Source organism: Microvirga sp. (assembly GCF_014699075.1).
Taxonomy (GTDB): Bacteria; Pseudomonadota; Alphaproteobacteria; order Rhizobiales; family Beijerinckiaceae; genus Microvirga.
In genome coordinates this window covers 12,815-30,111 of the sequence record NZ_JACXAB010000045.1, presented here as the reverse complement: position 1 = coordinate 30,111, position 17,297 = coordinate 12,815, and the positions used below count along the sequence as shown (strand labels likewise).

At 59.9% G+C, this 17,297-nt stretch carries 13 protein-coding genes and 1 pseudogene; 3 read left to right on the top strand and 11 right to left on the bottom strand.

The window, feature by feature from the left end; all coding sequences use genetic code 11:
- Positions 1-290 precede the first annotated feature (290 nt).
- Positions 291-617, bottom strand: a complete 327-nt coding sequence (locus IC232_RS26620) for a DUF6894 family protein (protein ID WP_246812430.1) — start codon at positions 615-617, stop codon at positions 291-293.
- A 12-nt stretch (positions 618-629) separates the two neighbouring features.
- Positions 630-1,046 carry a hypothetical protein gene (locus IC232_RS26615; RefSeq protein WP_246812429.1) on the bottom strand — a complete coding sequence of 139 codons (417 nt, stop codon included), beginning with the start codon at positions 1,044-1,046 and terminating at the stop codon, positions 630-632.
- Between the two features lie 254 nt (positions 1,047-1,300).
- Between IC232_RS26615 and IC232_RS26610 the strand changes: the two are divergent.
- Positions 1,301-2,010: pseudogene (locus IC232_RS26610) on the top strand (IS6 family transposase).
- Between the two features lie 141 nt (positions 2,011-2,151).
- Here IC232_RS26610 and IC232_RS26605 read toward each other — a convergent pair.
- The 9 genes from IC232_RS26605 to IC232_RS26565 all read right to left on the bottom strand — a co-directional run bounded on the left by IC232_RS26605 (position 2,152) and on the right by IC232_RS26565 (position 14,596).
- Positions 2,152-3,045 (bottom strand): NAD-dependent epimerase/dehydratase family protein, encoded by an 894-nt coding sequence (locus IC232_RS26605; protein ID WP_190847973.1) that lies wholly within the window; start codon positions 3,043-3,045, stop codon positions 2,152-2,154.
- A 61-nt stretch (positions 3,046-3,106) separates the two neighbouring features.
- Complete coding sequence (locus tag IC232_RS26600) at positions 3,107-4,261, bottom strand: mandelate racemase/muconate lactonizing enzyme family protein (protein ID WP_190847972.1); 1,155 nt, start codon at positions 4,259-4,261, stop codon at positions 3,107-3,109.
- 12 nt (positions 4,262-4,273) lie between these two features.
- Positions 4,274-5,482, bottom strand: a complete 1,209-nt coding sequence (manD, locus tag IC232_RS26595) for a D-mannonate dehydratase ManD (RefSeq protein WP_190847971.1) — start codon at positions 5,480-5,482, stop codon at positions 4,274-4,276.
- A 16-nt stretch (positions 5,483-5,498) separates the two neighbouring features.
- Positions 5,499-7,187: an ABC transporter ATP-binding protein gene (locus IC232_RS26590; RefSeq protein ID WP_190847970.1), complete on the bottom strand. Its 1,689-nt coding sequence runs from the start codon at positions 7,185-7,187 to the stop codon at positions 5,499-5,501.
- Positions 7,184-8,338 carry an ABC transporter permease gene (locus tag IC232_RS26585; RefSeq protein WP_190847969.1) on the bottom strand — a complete coding sequence of 385 codons (1,155 nt, stop codon included), beginning with the start codon at positions 8,336-8,338 and terminating at the stop codon, positions 7,184-7,186. Before IC232_RS26585 ends, IC232_RS26590 begins: the two co-directional genes overlap by 4 nt.
- Complete coding sequence (locus IC232_RS26580) at positions 8,335-9,321, bottom strand: ABC transporter permease (RefSeq protein ID WP_190847968.1); 987 nt, start codon at positions 9,319-9,321, stop codon at positions 8,335-8,337. The genes IC232_RS26585 and IC232_RS26580 overlap by 4 nt, the downstream gene beginning before the upstream one ends.
- Before the next feature lie 85 nt (positions 9,322-9,406).
- On the bottom strand, positions 9,407-11,347 hold the full coding sequence (locus IC232_RS26575; protein ID WP_190847967.1) for an ABC transporter substrate-binding protein: 1,941 nt from the start codon (positions 11,345-11,347) through the stop codon (positions 9,407-9,409).
- Positions 11,348-12,049: 702 nt separating this feature from the next.
- Positions 12,050-13,201 carry a mandelate racemase/muconate lactonizing enzyme family protein gene (locus IC232_RS26570; RefSeq protein ID WP_190847966.1) on the bottom strand — a complete coding sequence of 384 codons (1,152 nt, stop codon included), beginning with the start codon at positions 13,199-13,201 and terminating at the stop codon, positions 12,050-12,052.
- Positions 13,202-13,423: 222 nt separating this feature from the next.
- Positions 13,424-14,596 (bottom strand): enolase C-terminal domain-like protein, encoded by a 1,173-nt coding sequence (locus IC232_RS26565; protein ID WP_190847965.1) that lies wholly within the window; start codon positions 14,594-14,596, stop codon positions 13,424-13,426.
- A gap of 505 nt (positions 14,597-15,101) precedes the next feature.
- Between IC232_RS26565 and IC232_RS26560 the strand changes: the two genes are divergently transcribed.
- Positions 15,102-15,815, top strand: a complete 714-nt coding sequence (locus IC232_RS26560) for a GntR family transcriptional regulator (protein ID WP_190847964.1) — start codon at positions 15,102-15,104, stop codon at positions 15,813-15,815.
- A 260-nt stretch (positions 15,816-16,075) separates the two neighbouring features.
- Positions 16,076-17,227, top strand: coding sequence for a mandelate racemase/muconate lactonizing enzyme family protein (locus IC232_RS26555; protein ID WP_190847963.1), 1,152 nt, complete (start codon positions 16,076-16,078; stop codon positions 17,225-17,227).
- The last annotated feature ends 70 nt before the right edge of the window (positions 17,228-17,297 follow it).

Genomic DNA, 17,297 nt, shown 5'->3' with positions numbered 1-17,297 from the left:
TGTGTTCTTTCCGGCGCAGTCAAATCTGGCAAATCAGCCAGTGTGGGGCTTTCCAAGAGTGGGGAGTTGGGGGCTGTCCTCCCTCTGGAACTGAAGCGCCTCTGCCATGAGCGGGGCGCTTCCCTTTATCGGACGACATACAGAAACCCCGCCCGGGGTAGAGCCGAGCGGGGGGTTCCATGTGGGGGCACACCGCGACAGGGACGCGGTGTGGCTTGTGTGTAGCGGCGGAGAGTTAACGACCCGTTGCCCTTGTCCGCACCCACGCTGCCGACGCGGCGCGGGGCCGCTTAATGGGCGGAGAGGGCGTCAAGCTGGAACGTCTGCACTGCTTGACCTGATGCATCGACAATCTCCAGTCGCCAGCCCTGCCACTCATCCGAGTTCGATGGATCTTGTGCGCGAAGCTCCTCGACGGCTTCCATGGCCGAGACAACGGCGGCCTGAATGCTGGAAGCCTCGATGCCCTCCTCATCACGGATCATGGTCTCGCCATCGGTAAGGTTGAAGTAGTAGCGCGAGGGCACCGAGGTTCCCAATGCGGAGACGCTCGAAGAACTCGCCAATGGGCCAGCTTCCATAGCACCTTTGGAATGCATCGTTTTGCCGGTTTTCATCGCTTTGACGCCTTACTGAATTGCCGGGGATGCGAGGGTCTCAAGATCCACCCAGCCCGTGCAGGTTGGGATCTCAGGAGCAAGATACACGCGGCTCCCATCGACCCTCTGAACCCGGCAGGGATAGGTTCGCTTGTCTCCTGGAGGACGGTACAGAACCAGGCTCCCAACCGAGACCTCTTCGTTCGAGTCGCGATCAAGGCTGGCCTGGGGGTTCGGTCTAACCCATTCGATCTCGACCGGATCAGGAGAAATCGCCTGCTTAGCTGCCTGGGTACGTTCAAGCGCAGCAATGGCTATGCGTGCCCGGTCCCGGTAACGATCCATGACCAGCTTGAGAGGACCACGCTCCCCTCCGGAATGCCAGGAAACCCCGCCAGCTTTGGCCAGTTCCGCCGCCACGGCCTCAACTTCATCATCTGTCATCATCAGCCCTCGTCAACGTAACCTAGGACTCCCGTCTGCTATAACAACGAGGAAAGAAGGAATGGAGGCGTGAGACATCTTGCCGTCAGACATGAACGCAGCAGGGCATAAACGGCCGATAGTTGCTTCGCGCCTTGGATTAGGTGGAGGCATCAGGCCCGCTCAAGGCATCACGACGCGGCCACACGAAGTCATCCGGCAGTGAGATGGTACTGTCAGGTTGGCGAAGGTTTGGGACCTGTGGCAGGGTCTTGGACATGAGCACGATGTCCAACCCGTACCGCGGCTACCGCTTCCCGGCCGAGATCATCAACCAAGCCGTCTGGTTGTATCCCTGCTTCAGTCTGAGCTTGCGGGAGGTCGAGCTGATCCTGGCGGCGCGGGGCGTCGTGGTCAGCTACGAGACCATCCGCGAGTGGAGCCTGCGCTTTGGACGCAGCTACGCCAAGACTCTGAAGCGCCGTCGCCGCAACCTGGCGACAAATGGTTTCTGGATGAAGTGTTCGTCTGCATCCGAGGCAGAATGCACTACCTCTGGCGAGCCGTCGATCAGTACGGGGATGTGCTCGATGGGCTGGTCCAGAGCCGTCGTAACACGAAGGCGGCCAAGCGCTTCTTTCGCAAGCTGCTGAAGGGCCTGTGCTACGGGCCGAGGGTCATCGTGACGGATAGACTCGGATCTTACGGGGCCGCCGAGCGCGAGATCCTGCCGGGCGTGGAACATCGGCAGAGCCGGTATCTCAACAACCGCTGTGAGGTCTCACACCAACCCACCCGACGGCGAGAACGCCACATGCGGCGGTTCAAGTCAGTCCGGCACGCCCAGCAGTTTCTCTCCATCCACACTCCGATCCACAACCACTTCCAACTCCGTCGCCATCGCCTCTCAGCCAGTGAATACAGGGCTGCCCGCAATCGCGCCTTCAATTCCTGGCGCGATGTGACCGGTGCTGCCCTCTTAGGTTGATTTGAACTGGCTTCATGGCCGTGCCCCCGGACGCTTTGTCTACTCGGCCTTAAGTTGACAGTACCCATAGAATGCAGATCAGGAGCGTCAAGGTGAGGTTTCGTAGGATCACATAGATGCTCGAAAGGTCAGCTTGCCGATTTAGGCGACATGATCCCAGATGTTGTCCTTGGGTTCGTAGCCAATGAGCCGGTGGGTGGTCTCCACGTCCCATGCCATGCCCCGGTTGGCCGACATACCGTTGACCACGATTCCGGGCTGCGGCCACGGTTCCGCCTCCGCAAGAAGCGCCCGCTCCATGGCGGCCGTGAAATCCCGGTTCGAGAGCCACATGTTGCGGAACCAACGCAGGTCGCGTTCGGTGTCCGGACCGACATTCGTCGCCTCGCCCGGCAGGCCGGACGTGTTAATCGTCTCTGGCCTGTTCTCTCCCGGCTGGCACCAGCCAATCCGCACGCTGACGGCGGTCAGCGTTCCGCTCGACCTTTGCGCCTCGGCCAGGCAGGCGCGCTCTCCCATCAGCTTGGACGCCGCATAAGCGAAGCCCTGAAGCATCTCACGGCCGTTGAACCAGCGCGTCCCCGGCCCCGGAGGCAGGGACGTCGTCAGGGCGCCGGGCGTCAGGGTATCGGCCAGAGGTGCGTCCTTGTACTGGCCCATTACATGATTGGAGGAGGCGAACACAATGCGGCGCAACTCAGCCCGACCGGCCGCAGCCAGCAGGGCCAGGGTCATGTCGAAGGACACGCAGGCATCGCTCCAAGGCGCATCGGGATATGGATTCTGGGCTGCGAAATGCACCGCGGCATCGGCCCCAGCCAAAGCCTCGTGCCATCGCACGTCGGATGGATCCGCAAGATCACCCTCGACCCATCGCACCCGGTCCACGCCCGTGGCGGATGCGGGTGCCGAGCGGTCAAGCGCGACGATCCGCTCGCACCAGTCCTGCGCCAGGAGATGCGCGATCAGCTTCTGACCGAGATTGCCTCCCGCGCCTGTGACAAGAACGGAACGAACCGATTTCAGAACAGGCATGACTGAACTGACCCTCCAGAGTGATGGTCGACTGGCAATTTCGCCTTGGCAGCGCCGGCTATCACCAATTGGTCACTGAGCCGTCCCGCCGCCTCAGATGCGGCGCCTCCCAGAACTCAAAGCTCTGCCGCGCGATCAGTTCCTCATTGACCTCGATCCCCAGGCCGGGAGCATCGGGAACGGCGTAATGCGCTCCCACCAGCCGCGGCTGAATCGGGAAGAAGTCGGAATTGTCGAATCCGAGATGCGTTTCCGCCGGGCTCGCGCGGGTCTCGAGCCAAGAGAAGTTCGGCACGGCCGCCGAGAAATGGATGGTCGCTGCCGTGCAAACCGGTCCGAGCGGATTATGCGGCATCATATCGACGTAATGGGTTTCGCTCCAGGCAGCGACCTTCATCGATTCCGTCAGGCCGCCGACATTGCAGACGTCGAGACGGTTATACTGGTGGATGTCACGCTCAATGTACGGCTGGAACTGCCATTTCGACGCGAACTCCTCACCGATGGCGAAGGGAATGTCGGTGAGGCGGCGCAGCGCTTCATAGGAGCTCGGCGACTCATCGCGGATCGGCTCCTCGAGGAAGTCGAGGGTGCCGGACGGCATCTTCTGGCAGAAGCTCGCGGCCTCCGCGACGCTGAGGCGGTGGTGGTAGTCGATGCCGAGAACGACATCCCCGCCCAATGCCTCGCGGGCTTTCACGCACCATTTCGCAGTCGTCGCGATATGCTCGCGTGGCTCGTAGGTATCCTTGTTCTCGTGGCCGGAGGGCGAAAGACGCATGGCCGTCCAACCGTGCTCGACCAGCATCTGTGCCTGTTCGATCATCGCCGGACCGGGCTCAGCGAAGGTCGTCGCGAAGGTCGGAATGCGGTCGCGCTGCTTTCCGCCGAGCAATTCGTAGACGGGCACGCCAAGCGCCTTGCCCTTGATGTCGTGGAGCGCAATGTCGATGGCCGAGATCGCCGCCTGCAGCACGCGGCCACCTTCGAAATACTGGCTGCGGTACATTTCCTGCCACAGGGCGCCGATCTTGAACGGATCGCGCCCGCGCAGGAACTGCGCATAATGCTCGAGCGCGCCGACGACAGCCTTCTCGCGGCCGGACAGGCCGCTCTCGCCCCAGCCGAAGATGCCCTCGGCCGTCTCGACTTTCACCAGAAGCTGGTTCCGGATGCCTACCTTGACGGCATAGCTCTTGATCGCGGTGATCTTCATCGTACCCTCGGATTACCAGTGCCACAAGGTGCCGTCTTCGAGACGGTTCACAGGCAGATAGGCCCGCTGGTACGGGTACTTTTCCGCCAGCTTCTCATTGATATCGACGCCGTGGCCGATGGCATCGCCCGGATACAGGTAGCCGTCGGACAGGCTCCAGGCGCTCGGGAAGACCTCGAGAATCTCCGGCAGGTAGCCGGAATACTCCTGGATGCCGAAGTTCGGGACCCACAGGTCGAGATGCAAGTTGGCTCCGAGGCAGATCGGTGACATGTCCATCGCGCCGTGACAGGCAGTGCGGACATTGTAGACACTGGCGAAATCCATGATCCGGCGAAGCGCCGTGACGCCGCCCGCGTGAACGGTCGTCATGCGGATGTAATCGATGAGCTGCTCTTCCATGAGAAGCCGCGCATCCCAGATGGTGTTGAAGACCTCGCCCACGGCAAGCGGAGTCGTGGTGTGCTTACGGATCAGCCGGAAGCCTTCCTGGTGCTCAGCGGCCACCGCATCCTCAAGCCAGAAGAGGCGTGCGAATTCGAGATCCTTGCCGAGCCGCGCCGCCTCGATGGGGGTGAGGCGGTGGTGGGTATCGTGCAGAAGCTCAACGTCCCAGCCATGGGTCTCGCGCACCGCCTTGAAGAGATCAGGGACGTAGCGCAGGTATTTCGACGTCGACCAGGTCTCCTCGTGCGGGACGGCGTCGTAGAGAGCGTTGTTCGTCACCGATTTCGCGCCCGTGCCGTAGACGTCCGGCAGCCCGGGAATGCCGACCTGGACGCGGATCGCCTTATAGCCCTGCTCCTTGCGTTGGCCGACGGCCTCCACCGCCTCGGCAATGTCGCGGCCCTGGGCATGGGTGTAGCACAGCACCTTCTCGCGGCTCGCGCCGCCGAGAAGCTGATAGAGCGGCATGTTTGCGACCTTGGCCTTGATATCCCAAAGCGCGGTGTCGATGCCGGCGATCGCCGCCATGGTCACCGGACCGCGTCGCCAATACGCGCCTCTGTAGAAGTACTGCCAGATGTCCTCAATCCGGCTTGGGTCCTGCCCAATCAAGAGTGGTGCGAGATGGTCCCGCAGATAGGCGACGACAGCTAACTCCCGGCCGTTCAGCGTCGCGTCGCCGACCCCGGTCAGCCCCTCATCGGTAAAGACCTTGACCGTGACGAAGTTGCGTCCCGGCGAGCAGACGATGATCTTAACGTCAGTGATTTTCATCGATTTATCCGTTGACTTAAGCCGTGCGGCCGGCCTCGTACCGGAACCGGTTATGGATGCGCCGATTGTGTGGATCGGGATGGGGAATGGCGGAGAGCAGCGCCCGCGTGTAGTCGTGCGCCGGGTCGTTGACGACCTGATCGGTCTCGCCCACCTCGACGATCTTGCCGCGATACATGACGGCGACGCGGTCGCACATGTAGCGGATCACCGACATGTCATGGGAGATGAAAACATAGGAGAGGCCGAGCTCGTCCTGCAGCTTCATCATCAGGTCGAGCATCTGGGAGCGCAGCGAGACGTCGAGCGCCGAGGTGGCCTCGTCGGCGACGATGAGACGGGGTTTCAGCGCGATGGCGCGGGCGAGGCCGATGCGCTGCCGCTGGCCGCCGGAGAAGGCATGCGGATAACGCTCGCGCCAGGCCGGCTCCAGCCCGACCTGCTGCATCAGGTCGGCGACACGGTCGTTGAGCTCCCTGCCCTTCATCCCGGCGATTTTGAGCGGCTCGGCGATGATCTGGCCGACGGTCTTGCGCGGGCTGAGCGAGCCCACAGGATCCTGAAAGATCATCCGGACCTCGCTGCGGATTTTCTTCAGCGCGCCCTTGTCGGCGGTGCGGATGTCGACCATGTGCCCGTCCGGGCGGCGATAATTGATGGTGCCGGCCTGCGGGTCATAGATGCGCAGCAGGCAACGTCCCATCGTGGTCTTGCCGGAACCGGACTCGCCGACGATCCCCAGAGTCTCGCCGGGGCGGACGGTCAGCGACACGTCGTCGACCGCCTTGAGGCCGGAGGGAAAGGTGAGCGAGAGATTCTGCACGTCGAGAAGCGGCGCGGTCCCGGCCGGGATTGCCGGCCGCGCTAACCGGAGTTCCGCCTTCTTCTCCAGCCTGACGACGGAGTCGATGAGCCGATGCGTGTAGGCGTCCTGCGGCGCGTGGAAGATCTGCTCGACCGGCCCTCTCTCCATCACCTTGCCGCGATACATGACGAGGACTTCGTCGGCGATCTCGGCGACGACACCCATGTCATGGGTGATGAAGAGCACGGCCATGCCATGGTTCTGCTGAAGCTTCTTAATGAGGTCGAGGATCTCGGCCTGCGTCGTGACGTCGAGCGCCGTCGTCGGCTCGTCGGCGATCAGCACAGAAGGATTGCAGGCGAGCGCCATGGCGATCATCACGCGCTGGCGCATGCCGCCCGAGAACTCGAAGGTGTAACGATCGATCGCTGTTTCAGGGTGCGCGATCTCGACCTGCCGCAGGAGTTCGAGAACGCGCTCGCGCTGCTCGTGCTTGGGCGTGCCGAAGTGGATGCGCAGCGACTCCCCGATCTGCGTGCCGATGCGGTGAACCGGCGAGAGCGAGCTCATCGGCTCCTGGAAGATCATGGCGATCTCCTTGCCGCGCACGTCGCGGATCTCCCGGCCCCGCGGCTCGAGCTTGGCGAGGTCGGTCGTCGAGCCGTCGGCACGCGTCAGCAGGACCGAGCCGCCCTCGATACGGCCGGGCCTGTCAACAATCTGCAGGATCGACCGGGCGGTCACCGACTTGCCGGAACCGGATTCACCGACGACGCAGAGCGTCTTGCCGCGCTTCAACTCGAACGAGACGCCGTCGACCGCTTTGAAGAGACCGGTGCGGGTCGGGAAAACCGTCTTGAGGTCTCTGACTTCCAAGATCGTGTCATTTGTCATGGTCATGACACCGACTCGTAGGGATCTGCGGCATCACGGAGGCCGTCGCCGAGGAAATTGAGGGAAAGAACCGAGATGACGATGGCGGTAGCCGGCGTGAAGAGCAGCCACGGCGCCTGGGCGACGGCGCGAATGTTTTGAGCCTCCTGCAGGAGCACGCCCCAGGAGACAATTGGCGGCTGCAGGCCGATGCCGAGGAAGGAGAGTGCTGTTTCGGCGAGGATCATCGAGGGGATCGCGAGCGTCAGGGTCGCGATGATGTGGCTGATGAAGGAAGGCACCAGATGGTGAAAGATGATCCCGATCTCGCTCATGCCGTCGAGGCGGGCGGCGGTCACGAAGTCCTCGTTTCTCAAAGACAGGAACTTTCCGCGCACCTCGCGCGCCAAACTCGTCCAGCCGATCAGTGAAACGATCAGCGTGATGACAAAGTAGGTGCGAAGCGGTGGCCAACTGGTGGGGATCGCCGCCGCGAAGCCCATCCACAGTGGAATGGTCGGGATCGAACGCAGCAGTTCGATGAAGCGCTGGATCACGGTATCGATCCAGCCGCCGAAGAAGCCGGAGATGCCGCCGATGGTCACCCCGAGGATCAGGCTGACGAAGACGCCCACAAGGCCGATGGAGAGCGAAACTTTGGCCCCGTGAACGACGCGCGAGAAGATGTCGCGACCGAGGCGGTCGGCACCGAAGATGTAAAAGCTGTCGCCCGGCTTTGGATTCGTGAGGCCGAAGAGCTTTGTCTGCATCGGAATGAATCCGAGAAGATAATAAGGCTGCGGCGCCGGCACGAAGAAGGACACCGGGAGGGGCTTTGTCGGGTCGGGCGCGAACTCCCGGCGCATCGACTCGGTGTTCAGGGTCATCTTGAGCTGGTTGACATGCGGCTGGAATGAGCCGTTCAGCATCAGCGACAAGCCTTGGGGCGGTGCGTAGGTGAAGCGCGAGTTGGCGGTGTTGGGATCGAACGGCGCGATGAAGTCCGCAAAGGCCGCGACGAGATACATGAACACGATCACCACGAGGCTCGCGAGCGCGATCTTGTGCTTCTTGAACTTGAGCCAGAACAGGCGCCACTGGCCGGCAACAGCCATGTCCCTGCTGTGCAGATCGAGCGTCGTTGTCGTCTCGGGCGGAAGGCTGGTGATGTCTGTCATTGGAGCCGGATCCGCGGGTCGGTGATGGCGAGCAGGATGTCCGAGATCAGCGTGCCGATGATGGTCAGCACCGAGATCAGCAGAATGAGCGAGCCGGCGAGATACATGTCCTGTGCGAGCAGCGAGCGGAGCAGCAGCGGCCCCGTGGTCGGCAGGCTCATGACGACGGACACGATGATCTCGCCTGAGATGACCGCCGGCAGGATCCAGCCGATCGTCGAGATCAGTGGGTTGAGGGCAAGGCGCACCGGATAGCGCAGCAGGAGCTCGAATTCGGACATGCCCTTGGCCCGCGCCGTGGTGACATAGGGCTTCGAGAGTTCATCAAGCAGATTGGCGCGCATGATGCGCACCAGCGCCGCGAGCGATCCGAGGCCGATGACGACGACCGGCAGCCAGACGTGCTGGGCGAAGTCGATGAGCTTGCCAAGGCTCCACGGCGCATCGACGTACTCGGCCGAGAACAGCCCCCCGACGCTCTGACCGAACCAGGCGGACATTACGTACATGGCCGAGAGCGCCATCAGGAAGTCGGGCACGGCCAGGAAGAAGAAGGCCAGGAAGGTCGCCGTGTAATCGGAAATCGAGTACTGCCGCACAGCCGACAGGATCCCGATCGGGATGGCGATCGCCCAGACGAAGCAGAGCGTCAGAACGGAGAGCAGCAGCGAGAAGCCGAGTCGGTTCCAGATGAGCTCCGTCACCGGCTTGCCAAAATCAAAGGATATGCCGAAGTCGCCGCGGGTCAGGATACCGGCGATCCACTTGTAGTACTGGAAATAGATTGGCTGATCGAGGCCGTAGCGCTCGCGCATGGCGGCGACTGTGCCCGCCTCCACCGCGCCGCCCTGGCTTGCCCAGTCCGCCATCAGGGTCGTGAGATAGTCGCCCGGCGGGAGCTGGATGATGATGAAGGCTACGATGGACACGGCAAACAGTGTCGGAATTGCGAACACCATTCGCTTGGCGATGTAACGAAGCATGGGCCTGACCGTTCGATAAAATCGAAGGATTAGGCGGCGGCAGCGCGTGCCGCCGCCGGCACAGGGAGGAGCCTTCCGAGAAGCCCTACTTGGTTGGTTTGTCGAAATACCACTGGGTCAGCGTCGGAGCCGGGTGCCAGAGGTTGCCGGCGATCGGAAGCCCGTTGACGACGTTTTTCAGATTATTCGACACCATCATGTACTTCGGCATGGGGCGCGAGATTCCGATGTTGAGGAAGTTATCGGCCGACAGGTTGAGGAAATCCTTCGTCCGCTCGCGTCGGTCGTCATCGGTGACGGCGGCATTGACCTTGTCGTAGGCAGCCATCAATTCTTTGATGTGCGCCGGCGGCTCTTCGCCTGTGTTGTGATTGGCATACCATTCAGCCCAGCGGACAGCGAAGAAGATGTCGGCCTTCTGGAAGGGCATGTAACAGCGGACATCCGTATAGGCGTCTGACAGTCCACCGACGCAGTTCCAGATATAAGCATCCTGCTCGTTCGCCGCCCACATGGTGTTGAGACGGGCACGGTCCGTAGTACGGATCTGGATATCGATGCCGACGTCCTTGGCATATTGCTGCACCATTTGCATGATATCGGGATAGGATAGACCGAAGACGTCGGCCACCATGAAGTTGATGGTGAAGCGCTTGCCGGTCTCGTCGAGACGGAAGCCCTCGGCATCCTTCTTCGGCATGATCTTGTCGAGGATCTCGGACGAGCGTTTCGGATCGAATTCGGTGTATTGCTTCGCCTGGCGCTCGTTGAAGAGTTCGTGCTCGGGCTGGGCGGCCACCTGTGCCGGAGCCCCCTGCCCCACATAAACGAGATCGATGATCTCCTGCCGGTTGATCGCATGGCTGAGCGCGATCCGGAAATCCTTGTTCTGGAAGATCTTGCGCTTAACCGGATCAGTTGACGTCAGATTTAGTAGGATAGCGGCATCGCTCGCCGGCAGGTCCTTGACGTCGACAATACGGTAATTGCCGGTCTTCTGGCCATCGAACAGCACGGACTTGAAGGTGGAATTGTTGATGTGGCGGAACGCGAAATCGAACTCGCCCGACGTCATCTTGAGCGCCATCACCTGCGGGTCGTCGAGCTTGGCCCAAGTAACATTGTCAATGTAGGGGAGCTGGTTTCCGGCCGTGTCCACCTTCCAGTAATAAGGATTGCGTGTTGCCGCAACCCGCTCGCTGTCGGCATAGGGGACTGTCAGCACCCAGGGATTGAGGGTCGGCAGCTCGAGGTTCTGCCAGAAAGGTGGCTGGAAGGACAGCGAGACCTTGGAATTGAACAGCGCTACCCAGTCACCGGCGGCCGGGTTGGCCTTCAGGAGCGCCGGGATGCCCTCCTTGTTGTACTTCTCGTGAAACTGCTTGAGATAGTGCTTGGGATAGATGACCGGCAGGTGGCCCTGGCCATAGGCGAGTTGCTGCAGGAAGAGCCCATAGGGCGTCTCGAATTTGAACTCCACCGTCTGGTCATCGATCTTGGTCACCTTCACCGGCTTGCCCGCCACCGTGAAGGTCGGGTTCTTGGCCGGCGACAACGCATTGTTCATGAACACGTCTTCGTACCAGAACACGATATCGTCGGCCGTGAACGGATGACCGTCGCTCCACTTCAGGCCCTTGCGGAGCTTGAACGTGTAGGTCGTCGCATCGTCGGACGCCTTGAACTCCTCAGCCAGTGACGGCATGACCTTCTTCCACTGCGGATCCCAGCGCACGAGCAGCTCGTTGGCGATGGTGCGGGTCAGATTGTACTGGTCACCGTTGGCGAGGATCGTCGTGCGCAGCGTGCCGCCATATTTGCCGACACCGTCGACCATGGTTTCCACATAGGGCTTTTCCGGAAGACGGTTGGCAACGGCGGGCAGCTTGCCTGCCTTGACCTGCTCATCAAGCATCGGCGCCTGCTTGTAATCCGCCGCCCAAGCGGGGACGAACGAACCTAAAAGCATGACACTCATGAGCCCCGTCGACGCGACGACGCCAAGCAGCTTTTGCTGGTAACCCATTCTGTTTCCTCCTGTTGCCCAGCTTCCTTGGCCGGTTTTCTTTCGGAACGAGCTTACTTCAGTTCTCGTCCTCAAAAGCTCGCAAATTACACATTATCTGTCAATTCGATTGTGCTAATTGAGAAGTATTACGCTCAGTAAGCCACTGGGAAAGACGTCGAAAGTAGGCTCCTCAAGATGGCGAGCATGGTTCAACTGCCTGTTCTCAGGAGTGGAACTTGGCAGATGAGAGCGCTTCTCCATGAGAAGGGTGCGAGACAATGCCTTTCGGAAGAGAGCTAGGCAAAACAAGCATCTTCGAAGCTTTGTATGTGCACCTCGCGTTGTCACACCATCTAATCAGCTATGAAGTCGATCTTTTGGCAGCTGTGTATGGACCTGATTCTGCCAGATCATTTCGGCAGGTTACGCACGAGCTTCAAACCAACTTCAGGGTCGCACATCATTGGATCGGGGCCCCACCGGCGCAGGCTGCGGGCGAACGCCGGTGCGAACTTGAGCACCGCTCGCCTGATCGTCTCACAGGGACGTCGAGGCTACAGCCGGCGATAAAGCCGGATGTGCCTCACGATGCGGAAAGCAGTGGTGTTGATGGAAGATGAGTTACATTCCTCTACCGCAGTACCTTTGGGAAACCTGTCGTTTTTTGTGCAACGATACTTTTATGAGCTGAGCTCAACAAGGAATCCTTAGGGTCCGGATCTACCAATTTGTATAGCTGCCATCCCGTCGCCTGAGATGCGGAGGCTCGGAAAAGCGGAAATTCAAAGAGCGGACATAGTTCTCATCAACGTCGACACCGAGCCCTGGCACGTCAGGGACAACGTAAGCGCTCCCTTGCAGTGACACCTGAACGGGAAAGATCTCTGTGTTGTCGAACCCGAGCTGCTCCACGGGTGAGGACCGACATTCCAGCCAAGCGAAGTTGGGAATTGACGCAGCCAAGTGGACGCTAGCAGCCGTGCAGATGGGTCCAAGTGGATTGTGAGGCATGAGGTCGACATAGTGAGCCTCGCTCCAACCTGCCACTTTCATGGCTTCTGTAAATCCACCAACATTACAGATATCAAGGCGGTTAAACTGATGCAGATTTCTTTCGATATAGGGCAGGAATTGCCACTTGGACGAGAACTCCTCACCGATGGCGAAGGGAACGTCAGTTAGCTGCCGAAGCGATTCATATGCTGAAGGGGTCTCGTCACGGATCGGCTCCTCAATGAAGTCTAGTGTACCTGATGGCATTCTCTGGCAGAAGGCTGCCGCTTCTGCGACACTGAGGCGATGATGATAGTCGATGCCGAGCGCGACCTCTGGGCCAAGCACCTCGCGCGCGCGTACCATCCACGGCGCCGTCTTGGCGATGGACTCGCGCGGCTCAAAACAATCCGTTGCATTCTGGCCCGTCGGCACGAACCGAATGCAGCTCCAGCCTGCGTCCTGTAGCTGCTTTGCCTGCTCGATCATCTCGGGGCCAGGCTCCGCAGGAGCCGTGGCAAAGGCCGGGATCCGATCCCGTTGCCTACCGCCGAGCAACTGATAGACCGGAACGCCGAGCGCCTTTCCCTTGATGTCGTACAAAGCAATGTCGATGGCGCTGATTGCAGCGGAAAGAACTCGCCCCCCTTCGAAGTACTGGCTGCGATAGAGCTCCTGCCAGAGCGCACCGGCCTGCATCGGATCACGGCCGATGAGGAACTCGCGATAATGGTCGATCGCCCCTATGACAGCGCGCTCGCGGCCGGAGAGACCCGATTCTCCCCATCCGTAGACTCCCTCGTCGGTTTCTACCTTGATGAGCAGTTGATTGCGCCACCCAACCAAAATAGGAAAGCAGTGAATAGCCGTGATCTTCATTGGTCTGACCTTACGATGCGTGCTGCTGGAGGGGCGACCGTTCGCCGAGGCATGAAAGTGTTGGATGGGCTCGTGACCCTAGGCACTGATGATCCTCGCGGACTCACCAGTTTACAGTTGGTTGGTGGCCGGCTTCGAAGCAGTGCAATCAGCAGTGACGATGCGATCACTTGAGCCGAGACCACTTCAGCTTAGAAGAATCGATGTTACCTCCAGACTGCCTCACCAGTTCAGGATCGCGCCATCTGCCGAACGAGCTTCTCGCGCGGGGATGACCTCTGGCTCGAACGGGTGCTTGGCCGCGGCACGTTCGTCGAGTTCAACTCCTAAACCGGGAGAGGTCGGCACCGCCCAGCGGCCATTTTCGAGCACAATCGGGTGTTGCACCACCTCATCGTACCATTCGACGAGCCCGCGCGCCTCCTCCTGTATGACGAAGTTCGGAGTGGCCACGGCAAAATGTAGTGCCGCAGCCCCGCTGATCGGTCCTAAGGGGTTGTGAGGCGCAACGCCCATGTGGCCAACTTCCGCAATGGCAGCGATTTTCTTTCCCATCGTGAAACCGCCGACATGGCAGAGATCAGGCTGCACGATGCTGACCGCTTTGTGCGCGGCAAGCTCGAAGAACTCCCTTGGCGTAAACAGGCGCTCACCTGTTGCCAGAGGGACCTGGACTTTGGAGGCAACCAAAGCCATTGCCTCGCTGTCGCCAGGCTGGATTGGCTCTTCCACAAAGAGAGGCCTCATCGGCGATATCGCATCGATGTAGGCTACGGCGGCGCTGATCGATCCGCACCGACCATGGAAGTCGAACATGATGTCGATTTCATCACCAACGGCGAGGCGGATCCGCTCCACAAGCTTGGCGACATGTTTTACCTCAGGAATCGGCGCGTCATAATGGGTGTAGGGAACGACGCCGAGCTTCACCGCCCTATAACCCATCGCGACTGTCGCCTCGACACCGGCCACATAGCTCTCGATGTCCCTCGGGTCAACTTGTGCTCCGATCTTGCCACGCTGAAAATGCGTGTAGACACGGACCCAGTCGCGACTCTGACCGCCAAGAAGGCGCCAGACGGGCACGCCCAAATCCTTAGCCGTAATATCATGGAGTGCCATCTCGATTCCGCTGATCGCCGATAGCCCAATCACACCCAGTGGCCAGAAGCTATGCATCTGCATCTTCCGTACTAGATGCTCGATACGGCGTGGATCCTCTCCGATGACGAAGGTCGCGAGATCCTCGACGGCACCGATCACTGCGCGGGTTTTCCACTCGAGAGTGGCCTCACCCCAGCCATAGAGGCCAGGCTGGTCGGTCAGCACCTTTACGAAAATCCAGTTGCGGTGAATTGCGTGCACGATCTTCGTTTCGACGCCTGTGATTTTCATCCGGGTGTCCTTTCCGAGCTGGGAATCAGAAGTAGTAAGGTCCTGCTGGTGACTATCTGGACAGTGCTTGGAAGGCGATCAACGGCATCCCTGCTGTGATCTCCACAGCCAGGGGAAGGAGCACAGCCCTCAACATTGATGTTGCCGCTAGGTATGACAACAATGAACGCCACCTTTGCTAGTGGAATGGCCGCTATGATCGAAGTGGCTGCTTGAAGCGGATTGATGCCGACCAGCGGAGGCTAGAGCACCACATAAGGGCTCCCTTAGCGGCGTGCTGAAGCGGGATCGTGGAGGCCCTTCGGGAACGCCAGCGCTCACTGTTTCCTCAACCAATTTCATGAGATTCTTTAGTTTTAGCACTCTAACCTTGCTAAATTATACACAAGGTGTCAATCCTATTGTGCGAACTTGCCTGAGTATTGGTCATTGTGACATGATTGATTTTGGTGCCGGATGTACGTAGCTGGCAGGTCGGGTCATACAGAAGCGCAAGAGTTCGGGCATGGGCGGAAGAGCGGTGCGAATTGTCAAACGGGTTCAGGACGGGGAATCGACTGGCCAGGATCGAGGTCAGTGCCTTCATGACTTGATCCGAGAGGACATTGTTGAAGGGCGTCTCGAACCAGGTGCTCGCCTCAAAACGGCGGAACTCGCAAAGCGCTATGGCACGAGTACAAACCCTGTCCGCGAGGCCCTTCATCACCTGCAAGGGGAAGGAATTGTGATCATCTCGCCGAACAGGGGTGCACGTGTACGCCCTATCAGCGAGGATTTCGTACGCAACATTTACGAAATCAGGGCCCTTATCGAGCCGTATCTCGTCCGGTGGTTCGTCAACTATGCGACGGATCGCGAGATCGAAGCACTCGAGATACTCCAACGAGACATCGACGAAAACCGCAGCGACTATCAGTGGTACTGGCAAGCCAACGAGCAGTTTCACAACATCATCTACGGGCGGCACTATAATCAGGAGGCTGTCGAGCTGGAATTTCAGCAGCGTAAGGTGCTGCACATCCTCACCCGCCGATATGCGATCAGCCGCGCACGATGGCAGGCCATCACTCGAGAGCACTGGGACATTATTGAAGCAATCAAGCGCCATGACGCTGATGAAGCGGCACGCGTCATGGAACAGCATGTCCGAGGGGCCTGTCAGCACCTGATTGAACAAATGCGGGCTGCCTCAGTAAACAAGGCTCTTCACCGCCCTTAGTAGCGATAGTACTTGTTCTTCTCGGCCATCACGCGATGCTCATACCTAGTTTCCGTGGCTTTGCACCGAACATGTGCAACTAGCGGGGCCATCCGAGTCTTCCCTAGCAGCTGGAGGGAGCCACTCGCTTCAATCCGTCTTGGTCTTTCCCTCGTGCCTCCTGGCGGGCGAGAACAAGCATCTTCAACATTAAAGAACGGGCTTGCACGATTACTGTAAGCCAGTTCCATCCCCTGCGCTTTTGTAGAGATTGCTAGAACATGAAGATTACAGCCATTCGCCCCTATCCCATCTGGGTCGGCGACCGAAACCAGCTCATCGTCAAGGTTGAAACTGATGAGGGTATCCATGGTTGGGGTGAGTCGGGTCTCTCCAGCCGCGAGCTGGCCGTGAAGGGTGCGATCGATCACTACCGCGAGTTCCTGGTCGGTCGGGATCCCATGCTGACCGGAGCTCTCTGGCAGGAACTCTACCGTAGCCAGTACTTCGAGGGAGGCCGGGTTCTCACGGCCGCGATCTCGGCCATCGACATCGCTCTGCACGACATCAAGGGAAAGGCCTTGGGCGTTCCCGTGCACCAGCTTCTGGGGGGCAAGCAGAGGACCAGCATTCCGACTTTTGGGTGCGTCCGCGCCGACGACCCGAACACCCTGATTGCCTCTGCCCGCAGGGCAATGGATGCGGGATGGGACTGCCTTCGTCTTGGGTGGAAATCCGATGCGGTCTCGCCCTACGAACCGCGCGCGCATATTGCTGAAATCGCCCGCTGGATGACTCAGGCTCGAGAGGCGCTCGGATCAGCCGTCATGCTGGGTGTGGACTATCATCACCGTCTCAGCGTCGCCGAAGCGGCTTCCTTCTGTCAAAAGATGCCCGGAGGTACGCTGGATTTCCTGGAAGAGCCGATCCGTGACGAGACGCCGGAAGCCTACGCGGTTCTCCGGCGGATGACGGACGTCCCGTTCGCGATCGGCGAGGAGTTCTCATCCAAATGGCAGTTCCTGCCTTACATAGAAGGCGGTCATACGCAGTTTGCGCGCCTTGACATTTGCAATATAGGCGGTTTCACGGAAGCGATGAAGGTCGCCGGCTGGTGCGAGGCGCATTACATCGACCTGATGCCACACAACCCTTTGGGGCCGATCTGCACGGCTGCCACGGTGCATTTCTCGGCGGCAGTCGCCAACCTATCGCATGTTGAATGCTGGGAAACGCCCGGCGAGGACATGGCGCGGCAGGAGTCACCGATCTTCGTCAAGCGGATGAAGCTGGTGGGCTCGACATACGTCGTGCCTGATGAGCCTGGGCTCGGGGTAGAAGTCGACGAGAGGGCTCTAAAGGACGCCGAGCCGTTTCGCTTTTCGGAAATGCCGCACCTTCGGAGGAAAGACGGATCGTACACGAACTGGTGATGAGCTCATCACATCACTTCTTGTATGCAAATACTACAGCCGGGTTTGTGCGTTGTCTTAGACACGGAGG

Bases quoted from the DNA above. Each gene is read 5' to 3' on its own strand.
- IC232_RS26620 (WP_246812430.1), bottom strand. From the start codon at position 617: ATGAAAACCGGCAAAACGATGCATTCCAAAGGTGCTATGGAAGCTGGC.
- IC232_RS26615 (WP_246812429.1), bottom strand. From the start codon at position 1,046: ATGATGACAGATGATGAAGTTGAGGCCGTGGCGGCGGAACTGGCCAAA.
- IC232_RS26605 (WP_190847973.1), bottom strand. From the start codon at position 3,045: ATGCCTGTTCTGAAATCGGTTCGTTCCGTTCTTGTCACAGGCGCGGGA.
- IC232_RS26600 (WP_190847972.1), bottom strand. From the start codon at position 4,261: ATGAAGATCACCGCGATCAAGAGCTATGCCGTCAAGGTAGGCATCCGG.
- manD (WP_190847971.1), bottom strand. From the start codon at position 5,482: ATGAAAATCACTGACGTTAAGATCATCGTCTGCTCGCCGGGACGCAAC.
- IC232_RS26590 (WP_190847970.1), bottom strand. From the start codon at position 7,187: ATGACCATGACAAATGACACGATCTTGGAAGTCAGAGACCTCAAGACG.
- IC232_RS26585 (WP_190847969.1), bottom strand. From the start codon at position 8,338: ATGACAGACATCACCAGCCTTCCGCCCGAGACGACAACGACGCTCGAT.
- IC232_RS26580 (WP_190847968.1), bottom strand. From the start codon at position 9,321: ATGCTTCGTTACATCGCCAAGCGAATGGTGTTCGCAATTCCGACACTG.
- IC232_RS26575 (WP_190847967.1), bottom strand. From the start codon at position 11,347: ATGGGTTACCAGCAAAAGCTGCTTGGCGTCGTCGCGTCGACGGGGCTC.
- IC232_RS26570 (WP_190847966.1), bottom strand. From the start codon at position 13,201: ATGAAGATCACGGCTATTCACTGCTTTCCTATTTTGGTTGGGTGGCGC.
- IC232_RS26565 (WP_190847965.1), bottom strand. From the start codon at position 14,596: ATGAAAATCACAGGCGTCGAAACGAAGATCGTGCACGCAATTCACCGC.
- IC232_RS26560 (WP_190847964.1), top strand. From the start codon at position 15,102: ATGGGCGGAAGAGCGGTGCGAATTGTCAAACGGGTTCAGGACGGGGAA.
- IC232_RS26555 (WP_190847963.1), top strand. From the start codon at position 16,076: ATGAAGATTACAGCCATTCGCCCCTATCCCATCTGGGTCGGCGACCGA.